General features: G+C 73.2%; 18 protein-coding genes and 1 pseudogene. 5 read left to right on the top strand and 14 right to left on the bottom strand.

Annotated elements, in window-relative coordinates; genetic code table 11:
• Positions 1–88: 88 nt before the first annotated feature.
• The 4 genes and pseudogenes from DEJ47_RS30725 to DEJ47_RS37150 form a co-directional block, all read right to left on the bottom strand.
• Entirely contained in the window at positions 89–1,432 is a 1,344-nt protein-coding gene (locus DEJ47_RS30725; protein WP_150173719.1) for a sulfate adenylyltransferase subunit 1, read from the bottom strand.
• Positions 1,432–2,373, bottom strand: a complete 942-nt coding sequence (cysD, locus tag DEJ47_RS30720) for a sulfate adenylyltransferase subunit CysD (RefSeq protein ID WP_150173717.1) — start codon at positions 2,371–2,373, stop codon at positions 1,432–1,434. The genes DEJ47_RS30725 and cysD overlap by 1 nt, the downstream gene beginning before the upstream one ends.
• Positions 2,370–2,936, bottom strand: a complete 567-nt coding sequence (gene cysC, locus DEJ47_RS37155) for an adenylyl-sulfate kinase (protein WP_223828768.1) — start codon at positions 2,934–2,936, stop codon at positions 2,370–2,372. The genes cysD and cysC overlap by 4 nt, the downstream gene beginning before the upstream one ends.
• Before the next feature lie 735 nt (positions 2,937–3,671).
• A pseudogene (locus tag DEJ47_RS37150) lies at positions 3,672–4,352 on the bottom strand (FAD/NAD(P)-binding protein); the annotation flags it as partial.
• A 156-nt stretch (positions 4,353–4,508) separates the two neighbouring features.
• On the opposite strand from DEJ47_RS37150, the gene DEJ47_RS30710 reads away from it, so the two are divergent.
• A complete protein-coding gene (locus DEJ47_RS30710; RefSeq protein ID WP_150173713.1) occupies positions 4,509–4,973 on the top strand; it encodes an RrF2 family transcriptional regulator in 465 nt (154 codons plus the stop codon).
• A 49-nt stretch (positions 4,974–5,022) separates the two neighbouring features.
• Here the strand turns inward: DEJ47_RS30710 and DEJ47_RS30705 are convergent, their stop codons facing one another.
• Entirely contained in the window at positions 5,023–5,259 is a 237-nt protein-coding gene (locus DEJ47_RS30705) for a hypothetical protein (protein WP_150173711.1), read from the bottom strand.
• A gap of 272 nt (positions 5,260–5,531) precedes the next feature.
• On the opposite strand from DEJ47_RS30705, the gene DEJ47_RS30700 reads away from it, so the two are divergent.
• Positions 5,532–5,885, top strand: a complete 354-nt coding sequence (locus tag DEJ47_RS30700; RefSeq protein WP_150173709.1) for a PRC-barrel domain containing protein — start codon at positions 5,532–5,534, stop codon at positions 5,883–5,885.
• 70 nt (positions 5,886–5,955) lie between these two features.
• Positions 5,956–7,329 carry a phosphatase PAP2 family protein gene (locus DEJ47_RS30695; protein WP_150175968.1) on the top strand — a complete coding sequence of 458 codons (1,374 nt, stop codon included), beginning with the start codon at positions 5,956–5,958 and terminating at the stop codon, positions 7,327–7,329.
• A gap of 15 nt (positions 7,330–7,344) precedes the next feature.
• Here DEJ47_RS30695 and DEJ47_RS30690 read toward each other — a convergent pair whose 3' ends face one another.
• From DEJ47_RS30690 to DEJ47_RS30670, 5 genes are all read right to left on the bottom strand, one after another.
• A complete protein-coding gene (locus tag DEJ47_RS30690) occupies positions 7,345–8,412 on the bottom strand; it encodes an LCP family protein (RefSeq protein ID WP_150173707.1) in 1,068 nt (355 codons plus the stop codon).
• On the bottom strand, positions 8,409–10,526 hold the full coding sequence (locus DEJ47_RS30685) for a bifunctional polysaccharide deacetylase/glycosyltransferase family 2 protein (protein ID WP_150173705.1): 2,118 nt from the start codon (positions 10,524–10,526) through the stop codon (positions 8,409–8,411). The genes DEJ47_RS30690 and DEJ47_RS30685 overlap by 4 nt, the downstream gene beginning before the upstream one ends.
• Positions 10,523–10,885 carry a hypothetical protein gene (locus DEJ47_RS30680; RefSeq protein ID WP_150173703.1) on the bottom strand — a complete coding sequence of 121 codons (363 nt, stop codon included), beginning with the start codon at positions 10,883–10,885 and terminating at the stop codon, positions 10,523–10,525. Before DEJ47_RS30680 ends, DEJ47_RS30685 begins: the two co-directional genes overlap by 4 nt.
• 153 nt (positions 10,886–11,038) lie before the next feature.
• On the bottom strand, positions 11,039–12,880 hold the full coding sequence (locus DEJ47_RS30675; protein WP_150173700.1) for an APC family permease: 1,842 nt from the start codon (positions 12,878–12,880) through the stop codon (positions 11,039–11,041).
• A gap of 123 nt (positions 12,881–13,003) precedes the next feature.
• A complete protein-coding gene (locus DEJ47_RS30670; RefSeq protein ID WP_150173697.1) occupies positions 13,004–13,939 on the bottom strand; it encodes an anti-sigma factor RsbA family regulatory protein in 936 nt (311 codons plus the stop codon).
• 295 nt (positions 13,940–14,234) lie between these two features.
• Here DEJ47_RS30670 and DEJ47_RS30665 point away from each other — a divergent pair, with 295 nt between their 5' ends.
• Positions 14,235–14,870 carry a DNA polymerase ligase N-terminal domain-containing protein gene (locus DEJ47_RS30665; RefSeq protein WP_202456426.1) on the top strand — a complete coding sequence of 212 codons (636 nt, stop codon included), beginning with the start codon at positions 14,235–14,237 and terminating at the stop codon, positions 14,868–14,870.
• An 8-nt stretch (positions 14,871–14,878) separates the two neighbouring features.
• Positions 14,879–15,898, top strand: coding sequence for a non-homologous end-joining DNA ligase (gene ligD / locus DEJ47_RS30660; protein ID WP_398337042.1), 1,020 nt, complete (start codon positions 14,879–14,881; stop codon positions 15,896–15,898).
• Here the strand turns inward: ligD and DEJ47_RS30655 are convergent.
• Genes DEJ47_RS30655 through DEJ47_RS30640 form a run of 4 tightly spaced genes read right to left on the bottom strand, consistent with a single transcriptional unit; the run spans position 15,876 to position 20,000 of the window.
• Positions 15,876–16,727, bottom strand: coding sequence for a glycosyltransferase family 2 protein (locus DEJ47_RS30655; RefSeq protein ID WP_150173693.1), 852 nt, complete (start codon positions 16,725–16,727; stop codon positions 15,876–15,878). The genes ligD and DEJ47_RS30655 overlap by 23 nt on opposite strands.
• On the bottom strand, positions 16,712–17,848 hold the full coding sequence (locus DEJ47_RS37460; RefSeq protein WP_263398911.1) for a glycosyltransferase: 1,137 nt from the start codon (positions 17,846–17,848) through the stop codon (positions 16,712–16,714). Before DEJ47_RS37460 ends, DEJ47_RS30655 begins: the two co-directional genes overlap by 16 nt.
• The gene (locus DEJ47_RS30645; protein ID WP_150173691.1) at positions 17,845–18,912 is read right to left on the bottom strand and encodes a glycosyltransferase; all 1,068 of its coding nucleotides are present in this window, start codon (positions 18,910–18,912) and stop codon (positions 17,845–17,847) included. The genes DEJ47_RS37460 and DEJ47_RS30645 overlap by 4 nt, the downstream gene beginning before the upstream one ends.
• Complete coding sequence (locus DEJ47_RS30640; protein ID WP_150173689.1) at positions 18,909–20,000, bottom strand: glycosyltransferase; 1,092 nt, start codon at positions 19,998–20,000, stop codon at positions 18,909–18,911. Before DEJ47_RS30640 ends, DEJ47_RS30645 begins: the two co-directional genes overlap by 4 nt.
• Between the last annotated feature and the right edge of the window lie 17 nt (positions 20,001–20,017).

Here is a 20,017-nt window from a genome sequence, read left to right as displayed (position 1 = left end):
CGTGCCACCATGCGCCGCGTTCATCGCGCTGCTCGCGCCGGGTTCGAGGACGGCGAGGTGCGGCGGTCCGGCGGCGGGAGTTACGCGGTCATCGGCCGCAAGCGGTGGCCCCCGCCGCGAAGTCGCCCACCATGCCCGCGGTCAGCGTGGTGCCGTCGCCCGGGTCGATGAGGATGAACGAACCGGTGCGGCGCGAGTCGGCGTAGGCGTCGAGGGGCAGCGGCTCCGCGGTGCGCAGCCGCACCTGCCCGATGTCGTTGGCGACGAGCCGGCCGGGATGCGGGTGCTGGGAGAGGTCGTCGAGGGTGAGCCGCGACGGGATGTCCTTCACGATGGCCTTGACCGTGCGGGTGCCGTGCTTGAGCAGCACCCGCTGTCCGACGGTCAGCGGCGCGTCGGCCACGTGGCAGACCGTCGCCGTCACGTCCTGTGTGAGGGCCGGCGCGGCAGCGCTCGGCACGATCAGGTCGCCGCGCGAGACGTCGACGTCGTCCTGGAGCAGGACCGTCACCGACTGCGTCGGCCACGCCGCGTCGACCGGCTCGCCCAGCAGGTCGATGCCGGAGATCCGCGTGGTCCGGCCGGACGGCAGGACGGTGACCTCGTCGCCGACGCGGAACGTACCGGCGACGATCCTGCCCGCGTAGCCGCGGTAGTCCGGATGCTCGGCGGTGCGCGGCCGGATCACGTACTGCACGGGCAGCCGGGCGGCGCGGGTCGCGGGGTCCTGGCCGACGGGCACGGTCTCCAGGTGTTCCAGGACGGTGGGGCCGCCGTACCAGTCCATGTGCGCGGACGGCTCCACCACGTTGTCCCCGGCGAGCGCCGAGATCGGGATCGCGGTGACCTCGGGGACGCCGAGCCCGGTCGCGTACGCCGTGAACTCCCCGGCGATCTCCGCGAAGACGGACTCCTCGTACCCGACGAGGTCCATCTTGTTGACGGCGACGACGACGTGCGGGACGCGCAGCAGGGCGGCGATGGCGGTGTGCCTGCGGGTCTGCTCGACGACGCCGTTGCGGGCGTCCACCAGGATCACCGTCAGCTCGGCCGTGGAGGCGCCGGTGACCATGTTCCGGGTGTACTGCACGTGGCCGGGGGTGTCGGCGAGGATGAACCGGCGCCGGGCCGTGGCGAAGTAGCGGTAGGCGACGTCGATGGTGATGCCCTGCTCGCGTTCGGCGCGCAGGCCGTCGGTGAGGAGGGCGAGGTCGGGGGCGTCGGCGCCACGGCTCGCGGAGACGCGCTCCACGGCCTCCAGCTGGTCGGTGAGGACCGACTTGGAGTCGTGCAACAGCCGTCCCACGAGGGTGGACTTGCCGTCGTCGACGGAACCGGCGGTGGCGAAGGCCAGCGTGTCGACGGTGGCACCGGTCCTGCTGGTGGCGCCGGTGGAGCCGGTGGAGCCGGTCGTGCCGCTGGGAACGCTCATCAGAAGTACCCCTCGCGCTTGCGGTCTTCCATCGCGGCCTCGGACATCTTGTCGTCGGCGCGGGTCGCGCCGCGCTCGGTGAGCCGGGACGCGGCGATCTCGGTGATGACGGCGTCCAGCGTCGTCGCGTCGGAGTCGACGGCGCCGGTGCAGGACATGTCACCGACCGTGCGGTACCGCACGAGCCGCGTCTCGACCGTCTCACCCGCCTTCGGCCCGCCCCACTCACCCGCCGTCAGCCACATCCCCGCCCGCCGGAACACCTCACGCTCGTGGGCGAAGTAGATCCCGGGCAGCTCGATGTCCTCGCGGGCGATGTACTGCCACACGTCCAGCTCGGTCCAGTTCGACAACGGGAACACGCGCACGTGCTCACCCGGCGCGTGGCGGCCGTTGTAGAGCTGCCACAGCTCGGGGCGCTGGCGGCGCGGGTCCCACTGCGAGAACTCGTCGCGCAGCGAGAACACCCGCTCCTTCGCCCGCGCCTTCTCCTCGTCCCGGCGCCCGCCGCCGAAGACCGCGTCGAACCGCTCGCTCTGGATCTTCTCCGTCAGCGGCAGCGTCTGGAGGGGGTTGCGGGTGCCGTCCGGGCGCTCGCGCAGCACTCCGCGGTCGATGTAGTCCTGCACGGAGGCGACATGCAGCCGCAGCCCGTGCCGGGCCACCACCCGGTCGCGGTACTCCAGCACCTCGGGGAAGTTGTGTCCCGTGTCGACGTGCAGCAGCGAGAAGGGGATCGCCGCGGGGGCGAACGCCTTCAGCGCCAGGTGCAGCATCACGATCGAGTCCTTGCCGCCGGAGAACAGCAGCACCGGGTTCTCGAACTCACCCGCCACCTCGCGGAAGATGTGCACCGCCTCCGACTCCAGCACGTCCAGGTGCGAGAGGTGGGGTGCGCCGTCGGTCGGCAGTCCCGCGGTGGTTGACGCGACCGTGGTCATATGAGCCCCCGTTCGGTGAGCATGAGGTGGATGCCGTCCGCCGAGACGGAGACCGGCTCGCGGTGCGTGTGCAGGCGCAGGTCGGGGCGCTCGGGCGCCTCGTACGGGTCGTCCACTCCGGTCAGCCCCTTGATCGCACCGGCGGCCTGCTTGGCGTACAGGCCCTTCACGTCCCGTACCGAGCACACCTCCACGGGTGCCGCGACGTGGATCTCCAGGTACGGGATGCGCGCGAGGTCGTGGCGGAGCCGGACGCTCTCGCGGTTGGCCCGGTAGGGCGCGATGACCGGGACCAGCGCGATGACGCCGTTGCGGGCGAGCACCTCGGCGACCATGCCGACGCGTCGTACGTGCGTGTCGCGGTCCTCGCGGGAGAAGCCGAGCCCCGTCGAGAGGCTGGAGCGCATCTCGTCCCCGTCGAGGACCTCCACGCGGTGTCCCTCCGACCGCAGTCGGGTGGCCAGTTCGCGGGCGACGCTGCTCTTTCCGGCGCTGGGCAGTCCGGTGAGCCAGACCGTGCAGCCGGTGCGGTGGCGCACCCGCGCCGACGGTGGGGAGGCCACGACGACCGGGGTATCAGCGGCGACCGCGGGGGCGCTGTCGGTCCGGGCGGCGCAGAGGATCGAGCGTGCGATGTCCGCGGCCTGCTGCCGGATCTCCGGGACGGCGGTGGTCTCCCACAGTTCGCCGCGCCGGTGCGCACCGAGCGTCCACATCGAGCGGTATCCGTCGCGGGACCGCAGTTGGCCGCCGGGGGTGGTGGCGAAGCCCATGCCCAGCGGTCCCGGCAGGGCGAGTCCGGACGACAGCAGGCAGGTCAGCAGTGGGTCGTCGGATGCGGCCGGGCGGAGGCCCGGCCCGGAACAGTCCACCACCCAGCCGACCCGTACGGGTGCCGAGCCCTCCGGTGTGAAGGTCAGCGCGTCCGGATCGATCCGGGTGTCGGCGGCGTCGCCCACGTGCAGGCGCAGCCTCCGTGCGGCCCTGAGCCGGGACACCGCCTCCGCCGTTTCCGGCGCCATCCGGTGCCGGGCCACGTTCCAGCGGGACCGGTCGGTGCGCAGGAACTCCGCTCGCTGCTCGTCCCCCAGCGCGCCCCACAGGCGGGCGGTGAGCGGCCGCAGGCCGTCGACGGCCGGACGCCAGTCGCCGTGTGCGCGCGTGACCTCCCGGATGTGCCGCAGGACCGCCGCCCGCAGCGGTCGCAGCGGCAGGCCCTCCAGGGGTTCGGTTGGCGTCACGGGTGGCAGCGGCGCGACGGCGTGGGCCCGGGGCAGCAGGCCGTGGCGGGACAGTACGTGGACGGTGCGGCCGGGGCGGGCGAGGGTCAGGGCGACGTCCACAGCGGTGAGGCCGCTGCCGACGAGGAGTACGTCCGCGTCGTCGGCGAGCGGTCCCGTCAGCGCGTCGGGGGCCCAGGGGTCGCTCACGAACCTTTTGGACGCGCGGAGTTCGGGCGTCGCCCACGGGGAGCGCGCCGCGAGTGGGCCGGTGGCGAGGACCACGCTGTCGGCGGTGAGGCGGCTGCCGTCGGCGAGGGTCAGGCGGGCTCGGTCGCCGTGCCAGGCGCAGGCGGTCGCGCGGGTGTGGAGCCTCCGGTGGGTGACCAGGTCGCCCGCCCGGTCGACGGCGGCGGCCGAGGTGGCGGCGAGGTAGTCGCCGTAGTGGCGTCGGGGGACGAAGGAGCGGGCGGTCGCGGTGGCGTCGCGGTTCGCGACGAGCCAGTCGACGAAGTGACCGGGGCGGTCCGGGAGGCAACTCATGTTCCCGGCGGGCACGTTGAGGAGGTGCCGTGGATCGTCCGTGGCGAAGGCCACGCCCGCGCCGGTCCGCGGGCCCGGGTCGACCAGGGTGATCCGCACCGGCCGACGGCGCCGGACCGCTTCCTCGGCGGCGTGGATGACGACCATGGTTCCGGCGGCGCCGGCGCCCACCACCACGAGTCTGTGCGGGGCTTGTGCGCGTGTGCTGGAGAGCATCTGCACCTCCGCGAGGGATTGTCCACCAATTCGATAGGTTATATGCCAGGGGGTGGACGCAGTGCCCCCTGCGGTTCGTCAAATGTCGGGAACCAGCGGCAGGTTGGCCGAAAGCGACCTGGCGTGGCCCCGACCGGCCCACGGAGGGTGGAGCATATGCGGATCACGGCCCGGACGGACTATGCGATACGGGCGATGGCCGAACTGGCCCGCAGTCCGCAGTCCCCGCAGAAGGCCGAGCAGCTGTCCGACTCACAGGACATACCGGTGCGTTTCCTGCTGTCGATCCTGCGCGAGCTGCGCCAGCACCGTCTCGTGCACAGCAGTCGTGGCCCCGACGGCGGGTACCGGCTCGCCAGGCCGCCGGAGGAGATCTCACTCGCCGACGTCATCCGGGCCATCGACGGTTCGCTGGCGAACATCCGCGACCTCAAGCTCAGCGAGCTCAGCTACCCGGGCCCGGCGGCGGCGCTGCCGGACGTGTGGCGTGCGGTGCGGGTGAGCCTGCGCCAGGTCCTGGAACGGGTGACGCTCGCCGACCTGGCGGTCGGCGAGCTTCCCCCCTCGGTCAGGCAGCAGGCACAGGAGTACCGGGAGGACGTCAGGCACCCGCCCTCCTAGCACTCCCGCCCCACCGCCACTACCGGCGTCAGGACCTTCCGTACCGGCCTCAGGCCGCCTCGTCCTCGCGGCGTGCCCCCGCCACCGTCACCCGGCGTCCCCCGCGGTGCTGGCCGGAGGCGCCGGACGGCCGGGGGCGTCCGGCGTGCCCGGGGATCAGGCGCAGGTGGCGCCGGTGGCGGCCGGAGGGCGGTGGGGCCTCTGCTTCCAGACGGCTCTCGATCAGATCCATACCGATCAGGAGCAGCCCCATGACCGGCAACAACAAGAGAGCGACTATCAACATCTGCGGCAACCTCCCCGCGGCGTTCTCTCCCGGTTGCCCCTCCGGGGCGCCTTCACCGGTCCGGAGATGTGAAGGTCCCGCAACGCTGTCCGTGCGGCCCCACCCGGCAGGGGTGAGGGCGCCGGGCCACGTTTCATCCGCGCCGACGCGAGCATGCGGCTACCACGCGTCACTGAGAGCGGTTGCACACGGCGGTCGCCCAGAGCAGTCGCACTCAGCGGTCGCACACAGCACTGATGCCGATGCCGCTTGCGGCGGAGAGGAACCGCGCGATGACCGACAGAGTCCCGGCCCCGGGGAGCCCGCACAGCCACGTCTCCGTCGCCCGCCTCCTGGACTGCGCGGTGGAGGGCAGCGACGGGCCGATCGGCAAGGTCGACCCGGTCTCGGAGGAAGTGGCGCCCGACCACATCGTCGTCGACACCGGCGGGACGCTCCTGAGCAAGAAGGTCCTGCTGCCCCTCTGGGTCGTCTCGCACGTCGACGAGGCGACCCGTACCGTCCACGTGCCCCACACGAAGGACCACGTCAGAGACGCCCCGCGGTTCGACAGGGACCTGCGGGTCACCGACCCCAGCTACCGGGCGCGGATAGACGCGCACTACGCCACGCAGCCGGGAGGCTGACTCCCCCGCCGGACCGGTCCGGCCGAAAGAAACCTATAGTTTCGGGGTGTATTCGCGAATAGACCGCAGCATGGAGCGCGCCGCGTGGCGTCGGCCACGGGTGCTCCTGTGGGCCGGGGCGGGTGTGGTGGCCCTCGGGCTGCTCATCGCCCTGGAGGTCGCCGCCCGTCACTACGGCGGCGAGCCCGGCCCGCTCACCAATCAGGCGCGCGAAGTGCTGTTCCCGCCCAAACCGGGGCCGCTCTACGGCGGTCTCGCGCTGATGATGGTGGTCCTCACCTGGCGGCAGAGACTCATCGCGGCCGGTGCCGCCATCGGCATCGACGCCGTGTTCATCCTGGTGCGCCGGGCGGTCGACGCCGATGTGCCGGAAGGACAGTTCTTCGGCAACGGCGCCCTCTGGGCCATGCTGGGCGTCGCTGTCTTCGCGCTCACCCGCCGCACCGGCGAGCAGCGGATCCTGCTCCTGAAGGGCGTCGGTCTCGGCCTGCTCCTCGTGGCGGGCCGCAAGACCGGTGACACCTGGCTGCTCATCACGGCCAAGACCCGCCCGACCGTCCTCGACCCGTACGTGGCCGTCGCCGACCACGCCCTGGGCAACCCGTCGTGGCTCGCGGGCCGGCTCCTCGACGCGAGCGGCCCGGTCGTCCGGCACACCACGGACCTCGTCTACGCGCAGCTCGCGGTCGCCGCGGTCGTCGTCGCCCTGTACCAGCTGCGCAACGTGTCCGCCGAGGGCCGCTTCCCACGCCATCACCTGGTGCGCACGTTCCTGCTGATCGGCCTCATCGGGCCCGCCTTCTACATGATCTTCCCGGTGGTCGGGCCGATCTTCGCGTACGGCCCCGGCACCTCGGGCACCGGCGGTCTCCAGTGGGCGGTGGCCGACCTGTGGCCGCACACCCCGGTACAGATCGGCGTCCCGCATCCGGTGCCGTACGACGGGATCACCCCGCGCAACTGCATGCCCAGCCTGCACACCGCGTGGGCCACCGCGATCTTCATCCACTCCCGCAAGGGGCCGCGCTGGTTCCGGTACGCGGGCACGTTCTGGCTCGTCGCGACCCTCACCGCCACGCTGGGCTTCGGCTACCACTACGGCGTGGACCTCCTCGCCGGCGTGGTGTTCTCGCTCACGGTCGAGGCGGGTCTGCGCACGTTCGACCGCGGCTGGGACCGGTCCGGGGTCCGTCTCGTCGGATACGGCACCGCCGTGTTCGCCGCGCTCCTCGCCTCGTACCGCTTCCTGCCGGTGCAGATGGCCGAACACCCGTGGTTGTCCGGTCCCCTCGTCGTCCTCGCGATGCTCTCGGTGATCTACGTGTACGTGCGGACCACCCGCGCGTGGGACGCGCGGCCCGAGCCGGTGCGGCTGCCCCGGCAGGCGGACGGTGAGCCCGTGCCGGAGTCCCGGGAGCAGCCGCCCGCGCCCGAGCTCGTGTGAGTCATTCCGTCCGCGTCATGCGGCCGGCGGTCTGTCGTGCCGCAGATCGGCGAAGAGCCGGGGCGCCTTCTCCGGGTCCCACTTCAGGACGTTGCCCTTGGACGTGGGGACGCCTATGCCGGACACGGGCACGTTGAGCCGCCTGCCGTGTCCGCCCGACACGCTCTGCACGGCGCGGAACATCCGGCTGAGATCGCGCAGGCTCATGTCCTCGTCGACGATGAGCGTGTCGAGTCCGGCCTGCGCGGCCGGGCCGATCCGCGTGGGGTCGAAGAGCGTGTCGGGGCGTGCGGCCTGGTGGGCGAGGGTCGACAGGAGCTTCTGCTGGTTCTTCGACCGGCCCAGGTCGCCCTCCCGCTCCTGGTGGCGCTGGCGTACGTAGGCGAGCGCCTGCCTGCCGTCCAGGGTGTGGCAGCCCTCGCGCAGGTCGGCGCCCGACTTCTCGTCCTTGATGTCACGGTCCAGGCACATCCGTACGCCGCCGACGGCGTCGACGATGTTCACGAACCCGGCGAAGCCGATCTCCGCGTAGTGGTCGACGCGCAGGCCGGTGTTCCGCTCGACGGTGTGCGCGAGGAGCTCGGGGCCGCCGTAGGAGAAGGCGGCGTTCAGCTTGTCCCTCTCCGGGCGCTTGATCTTGCCCGTCGTCGTGTCGAGGCGGCCGGGCAGGGTGACCCAGGAGTCCCGCGGCAGGCTGACCATCGTCGCGCCGTTGGCCCCGGTGTGCAGCAGCATCATCGAGTCGGTGCGCCGCCCGCCGCCTCCGCCCGCGTGGAGGTCCTTCACGTCGTCCTCGGAGAGTCCGTCGCGGCTGTCCGAGCCGACGATGAGGTAGTTGGTGCCCTCGCCGGGCGGCGGTCGGTCGCCGTACGCGCCGAGGTCGACGTCGCGCCGGAGCCGGGTCTCGGCCCAGCCGTACGTGCCGCCCGCCGCGACGACCGCGGCGGCCAGCAGGACGAGCACCGTCCGCCGCAGCCTTCTGCGCCTCTTCGGTCTGCGGGCGTGGGCGCGCCGCGGCCCGTAGCGGGAGCTGGGGCGCTCGGCGAACCGCTCACGTGTGACCGTGGGGTCCGTCTGTGTCATGTCCGGCTCCCTTGCAGGGTCGGCCGCTCCTCCTCGGGCGGCGGGGGCGGTGACGGGGGCGGCGCCTCGACCAGGTAGGGGTCGGCCGTGCCCGCCCGTTTCATGCTGTGCCACTTCAGGCGGGTGCCGAGCAGCGCCGTGGTCACGGAGTGGATGACCACGAGGTACATCAGCTGGCGGTAGACGAGCTGCTGCAGCGGCAGCGCCCACAGGACCCGCAGCCGTTCGCGGTCGAGCCGCAGCGCGTACGCGGCGGTGACCAGCTGCACGGAGAGGAACCCGAACCAGACGAGCGCCGCCTCGACGGGGTCGCGGAAGACCGCGCCGAACAGGGCGAACAGGTCGACGACCGGCGCGCACAGCGGCAGCACGATCTGGAACAGCGTGACGTAGACCGCCACGCGGCGCCCGAAGCGTCCGGCGGGGCCGAGTTCCGTGACCGCGCGGCGGTGCTTCCACATCGACTGGAGGGTTCCGTAGCACCAGCGGTAGCGCTGGCGCCACAGCTGCCGGATGCTGGTCGGCACCTCGGTCCACGCGACCGCCGACTCCTCGTACACGACGCGCCATCCCGCCCGCCAGAGCGCCATCGTGAGGTCGGTGTCCTCGGCGAGGGTCTCGTCGCTGACGCCGCCGACGCCCATCAGGGCGTCCCTGCGGAAGGCGCCGATGGCCCCCGGCACGGTGGGCATGCACTCCAGTACCTCGAACATCCGCCGGTCCAGGTTGAAGCCGAGGACGTACTCCAGGTGCTGCCACTTGCCGAGGAGGCGGCGGCGGTTGCCGACCTTGGTGTTGCCGCTGACCGCGCCGACCGCCGGGTGGGCGAGCGGCTGGACGAGGCGGGCCAGTGCCTCGGGCTCGAAGATGGTGTCCGCGTCGACCATCACGACGATGTCGTGCCGTGCGTACGCCAGGCCGGTGTTGAGGGCGCTGGGCTTGCCGCCGTTGGGCTGCCGGATCACCGTCACCCGCGGGTCGGCGATGGACTCGGCGATGTCGGCGGTTGCGTCGGTGGAACCGTCGTCGACGACGATGATCTGGAAGTGCGGGTAGGTCGAGGCGAGCAGCGAGTACACGGTGGAGGCGATGCCCGCCTCCTCGTTGTACGCGGGCACCAGGACGGTCACCGGCTCCCGCACCTCGCGCAGCCGGGGCGCTCCGGGCCGGAACCGGTGGAGTCTGCGCACGTGGAGCCGGGCGAACACCGCGAACAGGAGCATGCGCAGGACGCCGAGCACACCGGTGAGGGTCAGCGCCCACACCATCACGGCGAGGAAGGCGTGCCCGAGCTGCTGCGTCCACACCAGGCCCTGGCCCTCGACCTCCCGGACGACCGGGACCTCCGCGTTGAACGAGGCCCTGCCGAGGCCGCCGCTGATGGTGGTGAACCGCTTGACGCGGTGGTCCCGCAGCAGGTCCTGGGCCTCGTGGTAGCCGAGGTCGGTCTGGCTGTGCTGGGTCACCACGCCCCGCCACGGCTTGCGGTCCTTGTGGTCGGAGGCGACCACGAGGTAGCCCTGGTCGGCGGCCCGTTTCGCGGCGGGCCACTCGGGTCCGCAGAGCGTGTCGGCGGCCGTGGTGTGCGGCAGTCGCAGCAGGGTCGTCTCGATGCCGGCCGTGCCCGCGAGCGCGGTCTGGGTGAGGGACAGTTCCAGGCGTGCGCGCAGCGGCGACGCGACACCGAGGTCACCGCCGCTGTACGTGTACGAGCCGATCTCGTGGCCCTCGCGCAGGATCCGCCCCATCAGCTCCGGATGTTCGGCGGCGTCCTTCCCGTACACGAAGAACGTGGCCTGCGCGTGGTGCCTGCGCAGCAGGTCGAGCAGGCGCGGTGTCCACACCGGGTCGGGTCCGCCGTCGAAGGTGAGCGCGGCGGTGCCGGGCGGCATGGCCGCGGTGGTGACTCCCTCCGGGCCGAACCGCAGCAGCGGCTTTCCGTCGTCGGCGGTGCGCGGGATCGGGCGGGTGCACGGCGGTTTGGCGCGCGCGGCGTCGACCTGGTGGGTCGTCCAGCCCTCGAAGAGGAGGGCGACGGCGACGACCAGGAGGACGAGCAGGAGCACGAGCCAGTGTCCGCGTGGGGGGCGGCGGACAGCGGCGCGCCGGCTCACTGCTCCGCGCCTCCGGCCGGCGCTGCGCCGGATCTGCCGGTGGGCGGGCGGTGCCGGTCGCCGCCGTCGCCATGGCGCGCACTCGTCCCCGCGCCCGTGGACGTACTCGTTCCGTTCGTGCTCGGCGGGTGTGTGCCGACGGGGTCGCGGAGGCCGTCTGCCAGCGCGCCGACGAACAGCAGGTAGCCGAGGCAGGCGCAGCCGACGAGCAGCGCCATGCCCTGCAGTGCGCGTCTGCGCAGTCCCGACTCGTCGATGAAGACGGGGAGTCGCGGTGCGACGGCGGCTTCGGGACGTCGTGTCACCGGCGCCGCGCGCGCCGTGTGCGGTGTGCCGGCTATGTGGGGGGTGCCTTGCACTGGTGCTCCTGATCTGCGGCCGCGCGACGCGCGGCTCTTTGTATGTGGGGGTCCCCGACCCTACTCGGGGACCCACGGCCCGGGGCAACAGGCCGATCGGGGAGGCCAGTCGGGGTGAAAAGCCGCGGACCGTCCCAGACGGGTCCGGGCAGATCAGGTCAGACGGAACCTGAGGCGACAGATCGCCGCGTCCGTGTTTCTGCGCACAGCGCGCGCGACGACCGCCCCGCGCCGGTTCTGCAGGATCCGCTGCCAGCGGCGCGCCGGTTCGGTCTCGGGGATGAGGACCGTGACCCGGGCGCCCGGGTGCGTCTCGTGGACCTTTCTGACGTACGCCGCCACCGGGCCGCCGACGGTGCGGCGCGCGGAGGGAAGTTCGACGAGGTCGACGCCCGGGTTCCACAGCTCCCAGTCGCGGCGCAGCGCGGCAGCCGTCTCGCGGTCCGCGGGTTCGTCGTACGTCACGGTCACCGCGCGCACCTCGTCGCCGAGCGAGACCGCCGTGTTCAGTGCCTCGCACGTCAGCTTCGACAGGCCGACGACCGGGACGACCACCAACGAGCGTGCGCGGCACGGGGGTTCGGGCACGCGGCCGATGCCGAGCCGTTCGCCGATACGTGTGTAGGCGCGATGGACGGTCTCGAGGGCGAGCACGAGCAGCGGCAGCGCGATCACGATCAGCCAGGCGCCGTCGTGGAACTTGGTGGCGGTCACGACGACCGCGCCGACGCCGGTGAGCAGTGCGCCCGCGCCGTTGAGCAGTGCTCTGCCGCGCCAGTTCGTGCCGCGCTCGCGCCGCCAGTGCAGCACCATGCCGGTCTGGGCGACGGTGAAGCCGACGAAGACGCCGATCGCGAACAGCGGCACGAGGGTGTTGGTGTCGCCGCCGGAGAACAGGAGCAGCGCCGCCGAGACGGCGGCGAGCGCGAGCACGCCGTGCCGGTGCACCTGACGGTCGGCCTTGAGGGCGAAGACGTGCGGGACGAAGTTGTCGCGGGCGAGCAGTTCGAGCAGGACGGGCAGGCCGCCGAAGGAGGTGTTGGCGGAGAGCGCGAGCAGCACCATGGTGGCGAACTGGACGACGTAGAAAGCCCAGTTGTGGCCGAGGGAGGCGTCCGCGAGCTGGGCGAGGACGGTGACGCCGTCGGCGGGCCGCAGCTCGAAGCGGGAGATGAGCACGGCGAGCCCGATCAGCATCGCGCCGAGCAGCCCGCCGAGGACGGCCTCCGCGTGCTGAGCGCGCCGGGCCCTCGGCTCGCGGAACGAGGGTACGGCGTTCGCGATGGCCTCGACGCCGGTCAGCGCCGAGCAGCCGGACGCGAAGGCCTTGAGCAGGAGGAGGGCGCCGACCGTCGTGGCGTTGTCGGCGACGACGGAGGCGTGACCGTCGGCGGCGGCGGTGGAGACCGGGCCGTCGCGGAAGAGACCGACGGCGATGAGGGTGAAGATCGCGACGACGAACACGGCGGTCGGGACGATGAACACCTTGGCGGACTCGACGATGCCGCGCAGGTTCACCGCCGTGATCAGGGCGAGCACCGCGAGGCAGATCACCAGCCGGTCGCCGTACAGCTCGGGGAAGGCGGAGGTCAGTGCGGCGACCCCGGCGGTGACGGCGACGGCGACGTTCAGGACGTAGTCGAGGACGAGGGAGGCCGCGGCGACGAGGCTCGTGCGGCGCCCCAGGTGGCGCTTGGCCACGGCGTAGGAGCCGCCGCCGTCCGGGAACGCGGCGATCACCTGCCGGTAGGAGGCGACGAGGACGGCGAGCAGGCCCGCGATGGCGAGGGTGACGGGGAGGGTGAAGCCGAGGCCGTGGCCGCCCGCCGCGGCGAGCACGAGGACGATCGCCTCCGGCCCGTACGCCACGGACGCCAGGGCGTCGAGGGAGAGCGCGGCGAGTCCGGTCAGGGCGGTGAGCCGGTGTCTGTCGCCGGGGTCGGGGCCCGCGGTCGTGCTCTCGGCGGTGACGGACCTCGCAGTCAGGATGGACATGCGCCCAGGTTCCGTCGGCGGGCGCCGCGCACGGCTCGTCCCTTACGGACCCTTCATGCCGCGCGCCCCGTTCCTGACGGGGTTCTGACGGTCAGGGGTCCCGTCGGTCGAGAACCCCGTCGGTCAGATGCACTGGAAGTAGCAGTGGGTGGTCGTGCCCAGGGCCGGGTCGGTGTGGACGCGGACGAGGTCGGTGAGCACGTGCACCATGAGCAGGCCGCGCCCCCCGAACTGGTCCTTGGCCGGGGAACGGCGGCCCGCGAGCGGATCGGTGAGGACACCGGCGTCACGGACCTCGCAGACGACGTGGCCGTCCTCGGCCCAGACCCGCAGGGCGCCCGAGCCGCCGCCGTGCACCACGCTGTTGGTCGTCAGCTCGGAGACGACCAGGGCGAAGTCCTGGAGGCGGGCCTCGGGCATGCCGAGTTCGGTGGCGCGGAGGATGGCGAGATGCCGTACGTCGGACAGGGACTGCTTCGCGTACGCCGCCGGGGGCACGTCTTCGGGGGCCGTCAGGGGCTGGTTGTAGCGGGAGACCACCGCGTCGGGCGCGTAGGTGTCGCTCGGGTCGGTCCGGCCCCCGCGGATGACGGTGGGATGGGTGGCGTGAGCGTCGGCCAGGACCGTTTCCGCCAGTCCCGCCTCGTCGTAGGGGCAGAGAATCGTTGCTTCACGGCCCTGGAACGCCAGGTTGATCAGTGCCTCGTGCTGCGCGCAGGCCGGGTACTCCGTCGCGGTGCGCGCGGCCCAGATGGGCTCGCCTATGATGCGCGCCCGCCGGCCGGGGTGGGCGTCGGCGAAGGCCCGGAGGACGCGCGGGATGATCCGCCCGGGGTTGCGGCCCGCCTGCTCCATGTCGAGCAGCCGCACCTCTCCCGCCCGCTCCCCCAGCGCGTCCCTGATGAGTTCCAGGTTGGCCGCGGGCACCGCCACGGCCACCGCCTCGCCCGCGTCGAGCCCCTCACGGACGAACGGCACGGTGCCCGCCAAGTACTCCTCCGCGCCCCGGTAGAACAGCGCCGGGTGGACGAAGGACTCGGTCTGGGTCGGGGCACTCATGGGGCGGACACCTCGCTTGCCGGCGGATCGGGCCGGAGCGGCTCCGGCGGGCGGGTGGCCCATTATCCCCTACGTGGCTCGAACCCACGGTGAGTCGAAGTCGAACAAGTCCGCCGCGGCCCGTGCCACGGCCGCGGGCGCCTGCCGTGCGCGTGAAACCGGGCGTGCATAATCTGGCCGAAACCGAGCACAGAGGGCGCGGAAGGGAGTCGAGGTGAGCGAGAAGAGCGGGAAGAACGACAAGGCCCAGAAGGCCGAGCGGAACGAGAAGGGCGGGCAGACCGGCAAGGACGCTCTGCGGACCTACCGCGGCAAGCGGCACTTCGACAGAACCGCGGAGCCCAGCGGTGAGCGCGGGGCGCGCGACGCGGACAAGCGCGACGCGGACGGGCGGGGCCCCGACAGCGAGCCCTCGTTCGTCGTGCAGATCCACGACGCGAGCACGATGCACTTCGACTTCCGTCTGGAGGTCGACGGCGTGCTCAAGTCGTGGTCGGTCCCCAAGGGCCCCTCCACCGACCCGCAGGACAAGCGGCTCGCCATCCCCACCGAGGACCACCCCCTGGACTACCGGGAGTACGAAGGCGTGATCCCCGAGGGCGAGTACGGCGGCGGGACCGTCATGGTCTGGGACCGCGGCACGTACCGGCCCACCAGCCACGACAAGCGGCGGCGTCCCGTGCCGTTCGCGCAGGCCCTGGAGAAGGGCCACGCCACGTTCGAGCTGCACGGCGAGAAGCTCCGCGGACAGTACGCGCTGACCCGCTTCCACGGCCGGGAGGAGCAGGACGCCCCGTCCGGCGGCCGTGCGAAACCGACGTGGCTGCTCGTGCGGACCGGGCACCACTCGGGCGGCGGCACCCCCGACCCCCGGCGCGCCCGCTCGGCCCGCAGCGGCCGTACGCTCCGCCAGATCGCCGAGCAGGGCTGACCCCCGCCGTGGAACGGAGCGCGCTGGAGACACTGCCGCCCGACCTGGCGGGCCGCACCCGCGAGGCCGCGCCGGGCGTCGAACTCGCGGCGTCGCCGATGCTGGCGACGCTCAGCGACCGGCGCGACTTCCCGCAGGGCTGGGTCTTCGAGAGGAAGCTGGACGGCATCCGCGTCCTCGCCGTCCGCGAGAACGGGCAGGTCACGCTCCGGTCCCGGTCCGGGCGGCGGCTCGACGCCACGTATCCGGAGATCGTCGAGGCGCTCGCCGCGCAGGAGTGCCCGGACTTCACCGTCGACGGCGAGATCGTCGCGTACGCGCACGGGCGCACCGACTTCGCGCGGCTCCAGCAGCGCATGGGCCTGACCCGGCCCGCCGACGTCGCGGCCAGCAAGGTCGCCGTGACCTACTACGTCTTCGACCTGCTGCGCCTGGACGGCACGGACGTGCGGCGGCTGCCGCTGCGCACCCGCAAGTCCCTGCTGCGCCGCTCGGTCGCGTTCGCCGCGCCGCTGCGCTTCAGCGCGCACCGCAACGCGGGCGGCCCCGAACTCCTCGCCGACGCGTGCCGGCGCGGCTGGGAGGGGCTGATCGCCAAGCGGGCCGACAGCACCTACCAGGGGCGGCGCTCGGACGACTGGCTGAAGCTGAAGTGCTCACAGGGGCAGGAGTTCGTGGTGGGCGGCTTCACCGAGCCCGCGGGCAGCCGGGTCGGCATCGGCGCGCTGCTGCTCGGCTACTACGAGGAAGCCGAAGGGCGGCTGCGGTACGCGGGCAAGGTCGGCACGGGCTTCGACCGCAGGACGCTGCTCGCCCTGCGCGGCGAACTCGACGGGCTGCGGGTGGACGCGTCGCCGTTCGAGGGCCGGGTCGCGGAGCGGGCCGCACGGTGGGTTCGGCCGCGGCTCGTGGCGCAGATCGCCTTCTCGGAGTGGACGCGCGACGGCCTGCTCCGTCACCCGCGCTACCAGGGGCTCCGCGACGACAAGGATCCGGCCGACGTCGTCAGGGAGCGGACGGAGCCCTGAGCAGCGGTCCCGGTTCCGCCTTGCGCCACGCGTCGGCCGCGTGGTCGTAGACGGCGAGGCCCCGCGCCTCGAACGCGCGCAGCCACCCCTCCATCGGCCAGCTGCCCCAACGGCGCTTGTAGATCGCCCCGTTGCGCAGGATGTCGTCGATGTGCTGCACGGGAGGCTGATGGGTGGGGTGGTGCTGGTGGTAGGCGGGCGCTCCGCCCACCCACCACAGGTCGACGCCCCGGTGGGCCGCGGTGGCGGCGAAGTCGGTGTCCTCGCCGCCGTATCCGGTGTAGTCCTCGCAGAAGCCGCCGACGTGTCTCCAGGTGCGGGCGGTCAGGGCGAACGACAGGGACCAGAACAGGTGCGGGTCTCCCCCGCGCAGCACCTGGCCGTGGGCGGGGACGGGCCGTGCGGGATGGGGCCGGGCCATGTCGTGCAGCTCGTCGAGGCGGTAGCCGCCGCGTGGCGGGGGCGGCAGATAGGCGACGGTGCCGCACAGCAGCGCCCAGTCGTGGGCGGCGTTGACGTAACTGTCCAGGAGCGTGGGCCCGGGCACACAGTCCACGTCGAGGAAGACCAGCAGGTCCGCCCCGAGCGCCATGGCCCGCGCCGCGCCCGCGTTGCGGGCGGCGGCGAGCGGCAGCCGCCCGTCGGCCAGCGGCAGCGTGACCACGTCCGCCGCGGGTTCCCTGCCGGTGGCGAGCGGTTCGATGTCCGGGTCGTCCATGGAGACGATCACATAGTGGTCTGGTACGCGTTCGCCCCGGGCGAGGCCGTCCTGCTGGAGCAGCAGGTGCCGGTGGCGCCCCGCCGCGAGAGTGATCACCGCGGTACGCATGCCGTCCTCCGCGTCGGCCGGGCCGCCAGGTCGGTGAGGAGGCGGGCCGCTCGGTCCGCGCCGTCGCCGTGGGACCACTGGTCCCATCGGTCCGGGCGGGCGGCCGCCTCGGTGAGGAGCGCGGGCCACTCCCCGGCGTCGGGCCAGCTGTCCCGCACGGTGGCGAGGCCGGCCGTCCGCAGCGCTCGGGCGGTGGCGTGCTGCTCGCCGTGGGGCCGGTCCTCGGGAATGACCACGGTGGGCGCGTGTGCGGCGGCACATTCGGCGACGGCGTTCTGCCCGGCGTGGGTGACCACGACACGGGCCCGGCAGAGCACGGGCCAGGGGTCTTCGAGCCAGGCCGACGGGGAGGCGCCGTCGGGGGTGGACCGGCCCGCGGTCCCGCCGCCCGAAGCCGGGGTGCCGCGGCCGGGGGCGTTCGGCGCTCCGGCGGGCGCCGCCGGGCCGCCTCTCGCGCGGTTTCCGGGGGCCCGGCCCCCCAGGACCGTCCACGTCCAGTCCGGCGTCGCCCGTTGCGCCTCGCGGAGGTGGTCCTCGGTGAGGTGCGTGCCGCCCGCGCCGAGCATGACCGCCACCTCCTTGGTGGCCGGGGCGGCGTCCGCCGTCGGCCGAGGCCGTCCGTCGTAGCGGGAGATGCTGCCCGTGTGGACCGTCTTGGCGTGCCAGTGCGCGGGCCAGCCAGGTTCCGGGACGGTGTGCGGCCAGGGGGCGAGGAGCGCGTCGGCGAGGTCGTAGCCGAGGCGGTGGGCGGGGTCCTTGCGGTCGCCGCGCATGGCCGCGACGACGACGGGGACGCCCATGAGGCGGGCCAGCGCCGCCGCCTCGACGGACACGTCGCTCACGAACAGGGACGGGCTCTCGCGGCGGATCCACTGCGCGATGATCCCCATGCGTTCGCGGTGCCCGGGATGGTGCAGCGGCACCCAGTGGAGGCGCCCGCCGGCCGTGGGGTCGAGCGGGTCGTCGGCGGTGTCCGTGGGCAGGGGGACCCACGGGCCCGTCCAGGCGGCGGGGCGGGGCAGGGAGGAGAGGAGGGTGACCTGGTCCGGCGTGCGGGACGCGATGCACATCGCGCGGTGCAGGTGCCCGCGCCCCTGGTGGTGGACGTAGTAGCCGATCACCTCGCCACCTCCTCGTACAGGCGCGTGTACGCGTCGGCGGTGCGGCCGAGCGAACAGAACCGTTCCGCGCGGCGCCTCGCCTCCCCGCGGTCGAGTTCCATGACGCGCGGGATGAGCGCGGCGAGCGCCGCCACGTCCCCGGGCGGCGCGAGCAGCCCGCAGGCCGGGGTGAGGATCTCCGCGAGGGCGCCGCGGTCGAAGCCGCAGACCGGCGTGCCACAGGCCAGCGCCTCGGCCACGACGAGCCCGTACGGTTCGTCCCAGCTGGGGGTGACCAGCGCGGCGGCCGAGTGGGCGAGGAGTTCGGCGAGCCCGTGCCGGTCGAGGTGGCCGACGTACTCCGCGCCGTCGCCGAGCAGCGGCGCGACCTCCTCCTCGTAGTACCGCTCGTCGGAGACCGGCCCCGCGAGCTTCAGCGGCACTCCGGCCGCGCGGGCGGCCCGGATCGCCAGGTGGGGGCCCTTCTCGGGGACGATCCGGCCCGACCAGGCCAGGTCGCTGCCGCCGGGCCCCGGCCGCCAGAAGTCGGTGTCGATGCCGTTGCGCACGACGCGTGCCTCGGGCACGACGGGGTGCCAGGCCGACGCCGTGTACTGGCTGACGGCGGTGAACACCACCGGGCACACGTCGTGGCTCTGGATGGCGGACTCCAGCCACGGGGTGGGGGGCGTGTGGAGCGTGGTGATGACCGGGACCCGCAGGGCCGAGGCCATCGCGACGGGCAGGTAGTGCAGGCTGTTGTTGTGCACGACGTCGAAGCGGTGCTCGCCGTCCCGCGCCAGGTCGAGCATCAGGCTGAGGTACGCGTGATGTTCCTCTATCCACGCGGTGCTGGGCATCGACGCGTCGGAGCGGGCCGCCGCGCTGAGCACGACGTGCCGCACGGGCAGTTCGCAGGCGCCGAGCGCCGGATCGGAACCGGGCGCCGCGAACAGGTCGACCTCGTGTCCGCGCCGCGTCAGCGCGTGCGCGAGGCCCCACGTGTGCGCTTCGAGGCCGCCCGCGAACGGCTCGGTGATGGGGTGCCGCGCCGACGCGATGAGCGCCACCCGCACGCTGCTCATCGGAGGACGTCGGTGTAGAGGGCGCGGTGGGCCGCCGCGATGTCGGCACGCTCCCGCGTCCTGTGCGGCACCGCGGCCCGCGGGGCCGGCCTCTGCGCGTGGGCGGCGAGCACCGCCTTGTGCAGGGACTCCTCGTCCAGACCGTCGTCCTGGGTGTGCCCGTAGGTGTGGCAGGGGCGCTGTTGCGCGTAGAAGCCGCAGTCGGGCGCGGCGACGGCGGTTCCGAGGTCGTGGCAGGCTTCGAGCCATCCGGAGTGCGTGCCGAACCGGTAGGGCAGCACGGACAGGTCGAGCGAGGTGAGGTAGTCCCAGAGCTGTTCGTCGTCGAAGTAGTCGTGCACGACGAGCGTGAGGCGGCCCCGTTCGTCGAGGTCCCGGAGCTCGCTCAGGAGCCGCGGGGCGTGCGCCGGGGAGGCCGGGTCCGCGACCTCCCGGTGGATGTTGACCTGGAGCTCCGCGTCGGGGAGCCCCGCGACGGTGTCCGCGAGGACGCGTACGACGGGCAGCACGTCCATGTTCGGCCGCAGGCTCTTGGCGTGCACGCCCACCCGGAACCGGTCGCGGGACGGTCTGGCCCGGTCCAGGAGCGGGAGTTCCACCACATGGGGGTGGGGCAGGACGGTCGCCGCGCGGCCCCAGCGCCGGCTGATGGTGGCCGCCGCGCCGTGGGTGAGGGTGATCAGCCGGTCGGCGGCGGGGATGACGACGTTCAGTGCCTCGTCGTGGGCGGAGGGGCGGGGCTGATGGGGGTTGCGCAGGTCGTGCACGGTGTAGACGAGCGGCTTGTCGTGGGCGCGCAGGGTGTCCACGAGGGCGGTCAGCTGGTCGGGGCTCTGCGCGTCGAACCCGAAGTGCAGGTGGAAGACGTCGAAGTCCCGGTGGTGGGCCTCGACCCACTCCGGTTGCAGCATGACCGGTGGCCACCAGCGTGCGGAGGTGCTGGGCGCGCCGTTGGGCCTGGGGTCGGCGAGGCGCAGGACGCCGTCGGGTTCCGCCGGGGAGCAGTGGCGTACGTACACGTGGCCCGCGGGCACCGATGCGACCCGGATCTCACGGTGAAACGTGGGGCGCGGCGTTCCTTCCAGCACGGCGACTCCTCAGTGCG

Origin of the sequence: Streptomyces venezuelae, assembly GCF_008642355.1 — a bacterium.
Classification (GTDB): Bacteria; Actinomycetota; Actinomycetes; order Streptomycetales; family Streptomycetaceae; genus Streptomyces; species Streptomyces venezuelae_B.
Note: the sequence above shows the minus strand (reverse complement) of the source record. Positions and strands in the feature narration are given on the sequence as shown.

Bases quoted from the DNA above. Each gene is read 5' to 3' on its own strand.
- cysD (WP_150173717.1), bottom strand. From the start codon at position 2,373: ATGACCACGGTCGCGTCAACCACCGCGGGACTGCCGACCGACGGCGCA.
- DEJ47_RS30695 (WP_150175968.1), top strand. From the start codon at position 5,956: ATGGAGCGCGCCGCGTGGCGTCGGCCACGGGTGCTCCTGTGGGCCGGG.
- DEJ47_RS30725 (WP_150173719.1), bottom strand. From the start codon at position 1,432: ATGAGCGTTCCCAGCGGCACGACCGGCTCCACCGGCTCCACCGGCGCC.
- DEJ47_RS30670 (WP_150173697.1), bottom strand. From the start codon at position 13,939: ATGAGTGCCCCGACCCAGACCGAGTCCTTCGTCCACCCGGCGCTGTTC.
- DEJ47_RS30645 (WP_150173691.1), bottom strand. From the start codon at position 18,912: ATGAGCAGCGTGCGGGTGGCGCTCATCGCGTCGGCGCGGCACCCCATC.
- DEJ47_RS30705 (WP_150173711.1), bottom strand. From the start codon at position 5,259: ATGTTGATAGTCGCTCTCTTGTTGTTGCCGGTCATGGGGCTGCTCCTG.
- DEJ47_RS30710 (WP_150173713.1), top strand. From the start codon at position 4,509: ATGCGGATCACGGCCCGGACGGACTATGCGATACGGGCGATGGCCGAA.
- DEJ47_RS30655 (WP_150173693.1), bottom strand. From the start codon at position 16,727: ATGCGTACCGCGGTGATCACTCTCGCGGCGGGGCGCCACCGGCACCTG.
- DEJ47_RS30675 (WP_150173700.1), bottom strand. From the start codon at position 12,880: ATGTCCATCCTGACTGCGAGGTCCGTCACCGCCGAGAGCACGACCGCG.
- DEJ47_RS30690 (WP_150173707.1), bottom strand. From the start codon at position 8,412: ATGACACAGACGGACCCCACGGTCACACGTGAGCGGTTCGCCGAGCGC.
- DEJ47_RS30700 (WP_150173709.1), top strand. From the start codon at position 5,532: ATGACCGACAGAGTCCCGGCCCCGGGGAGCCCGCACAGCCACGTCTCC.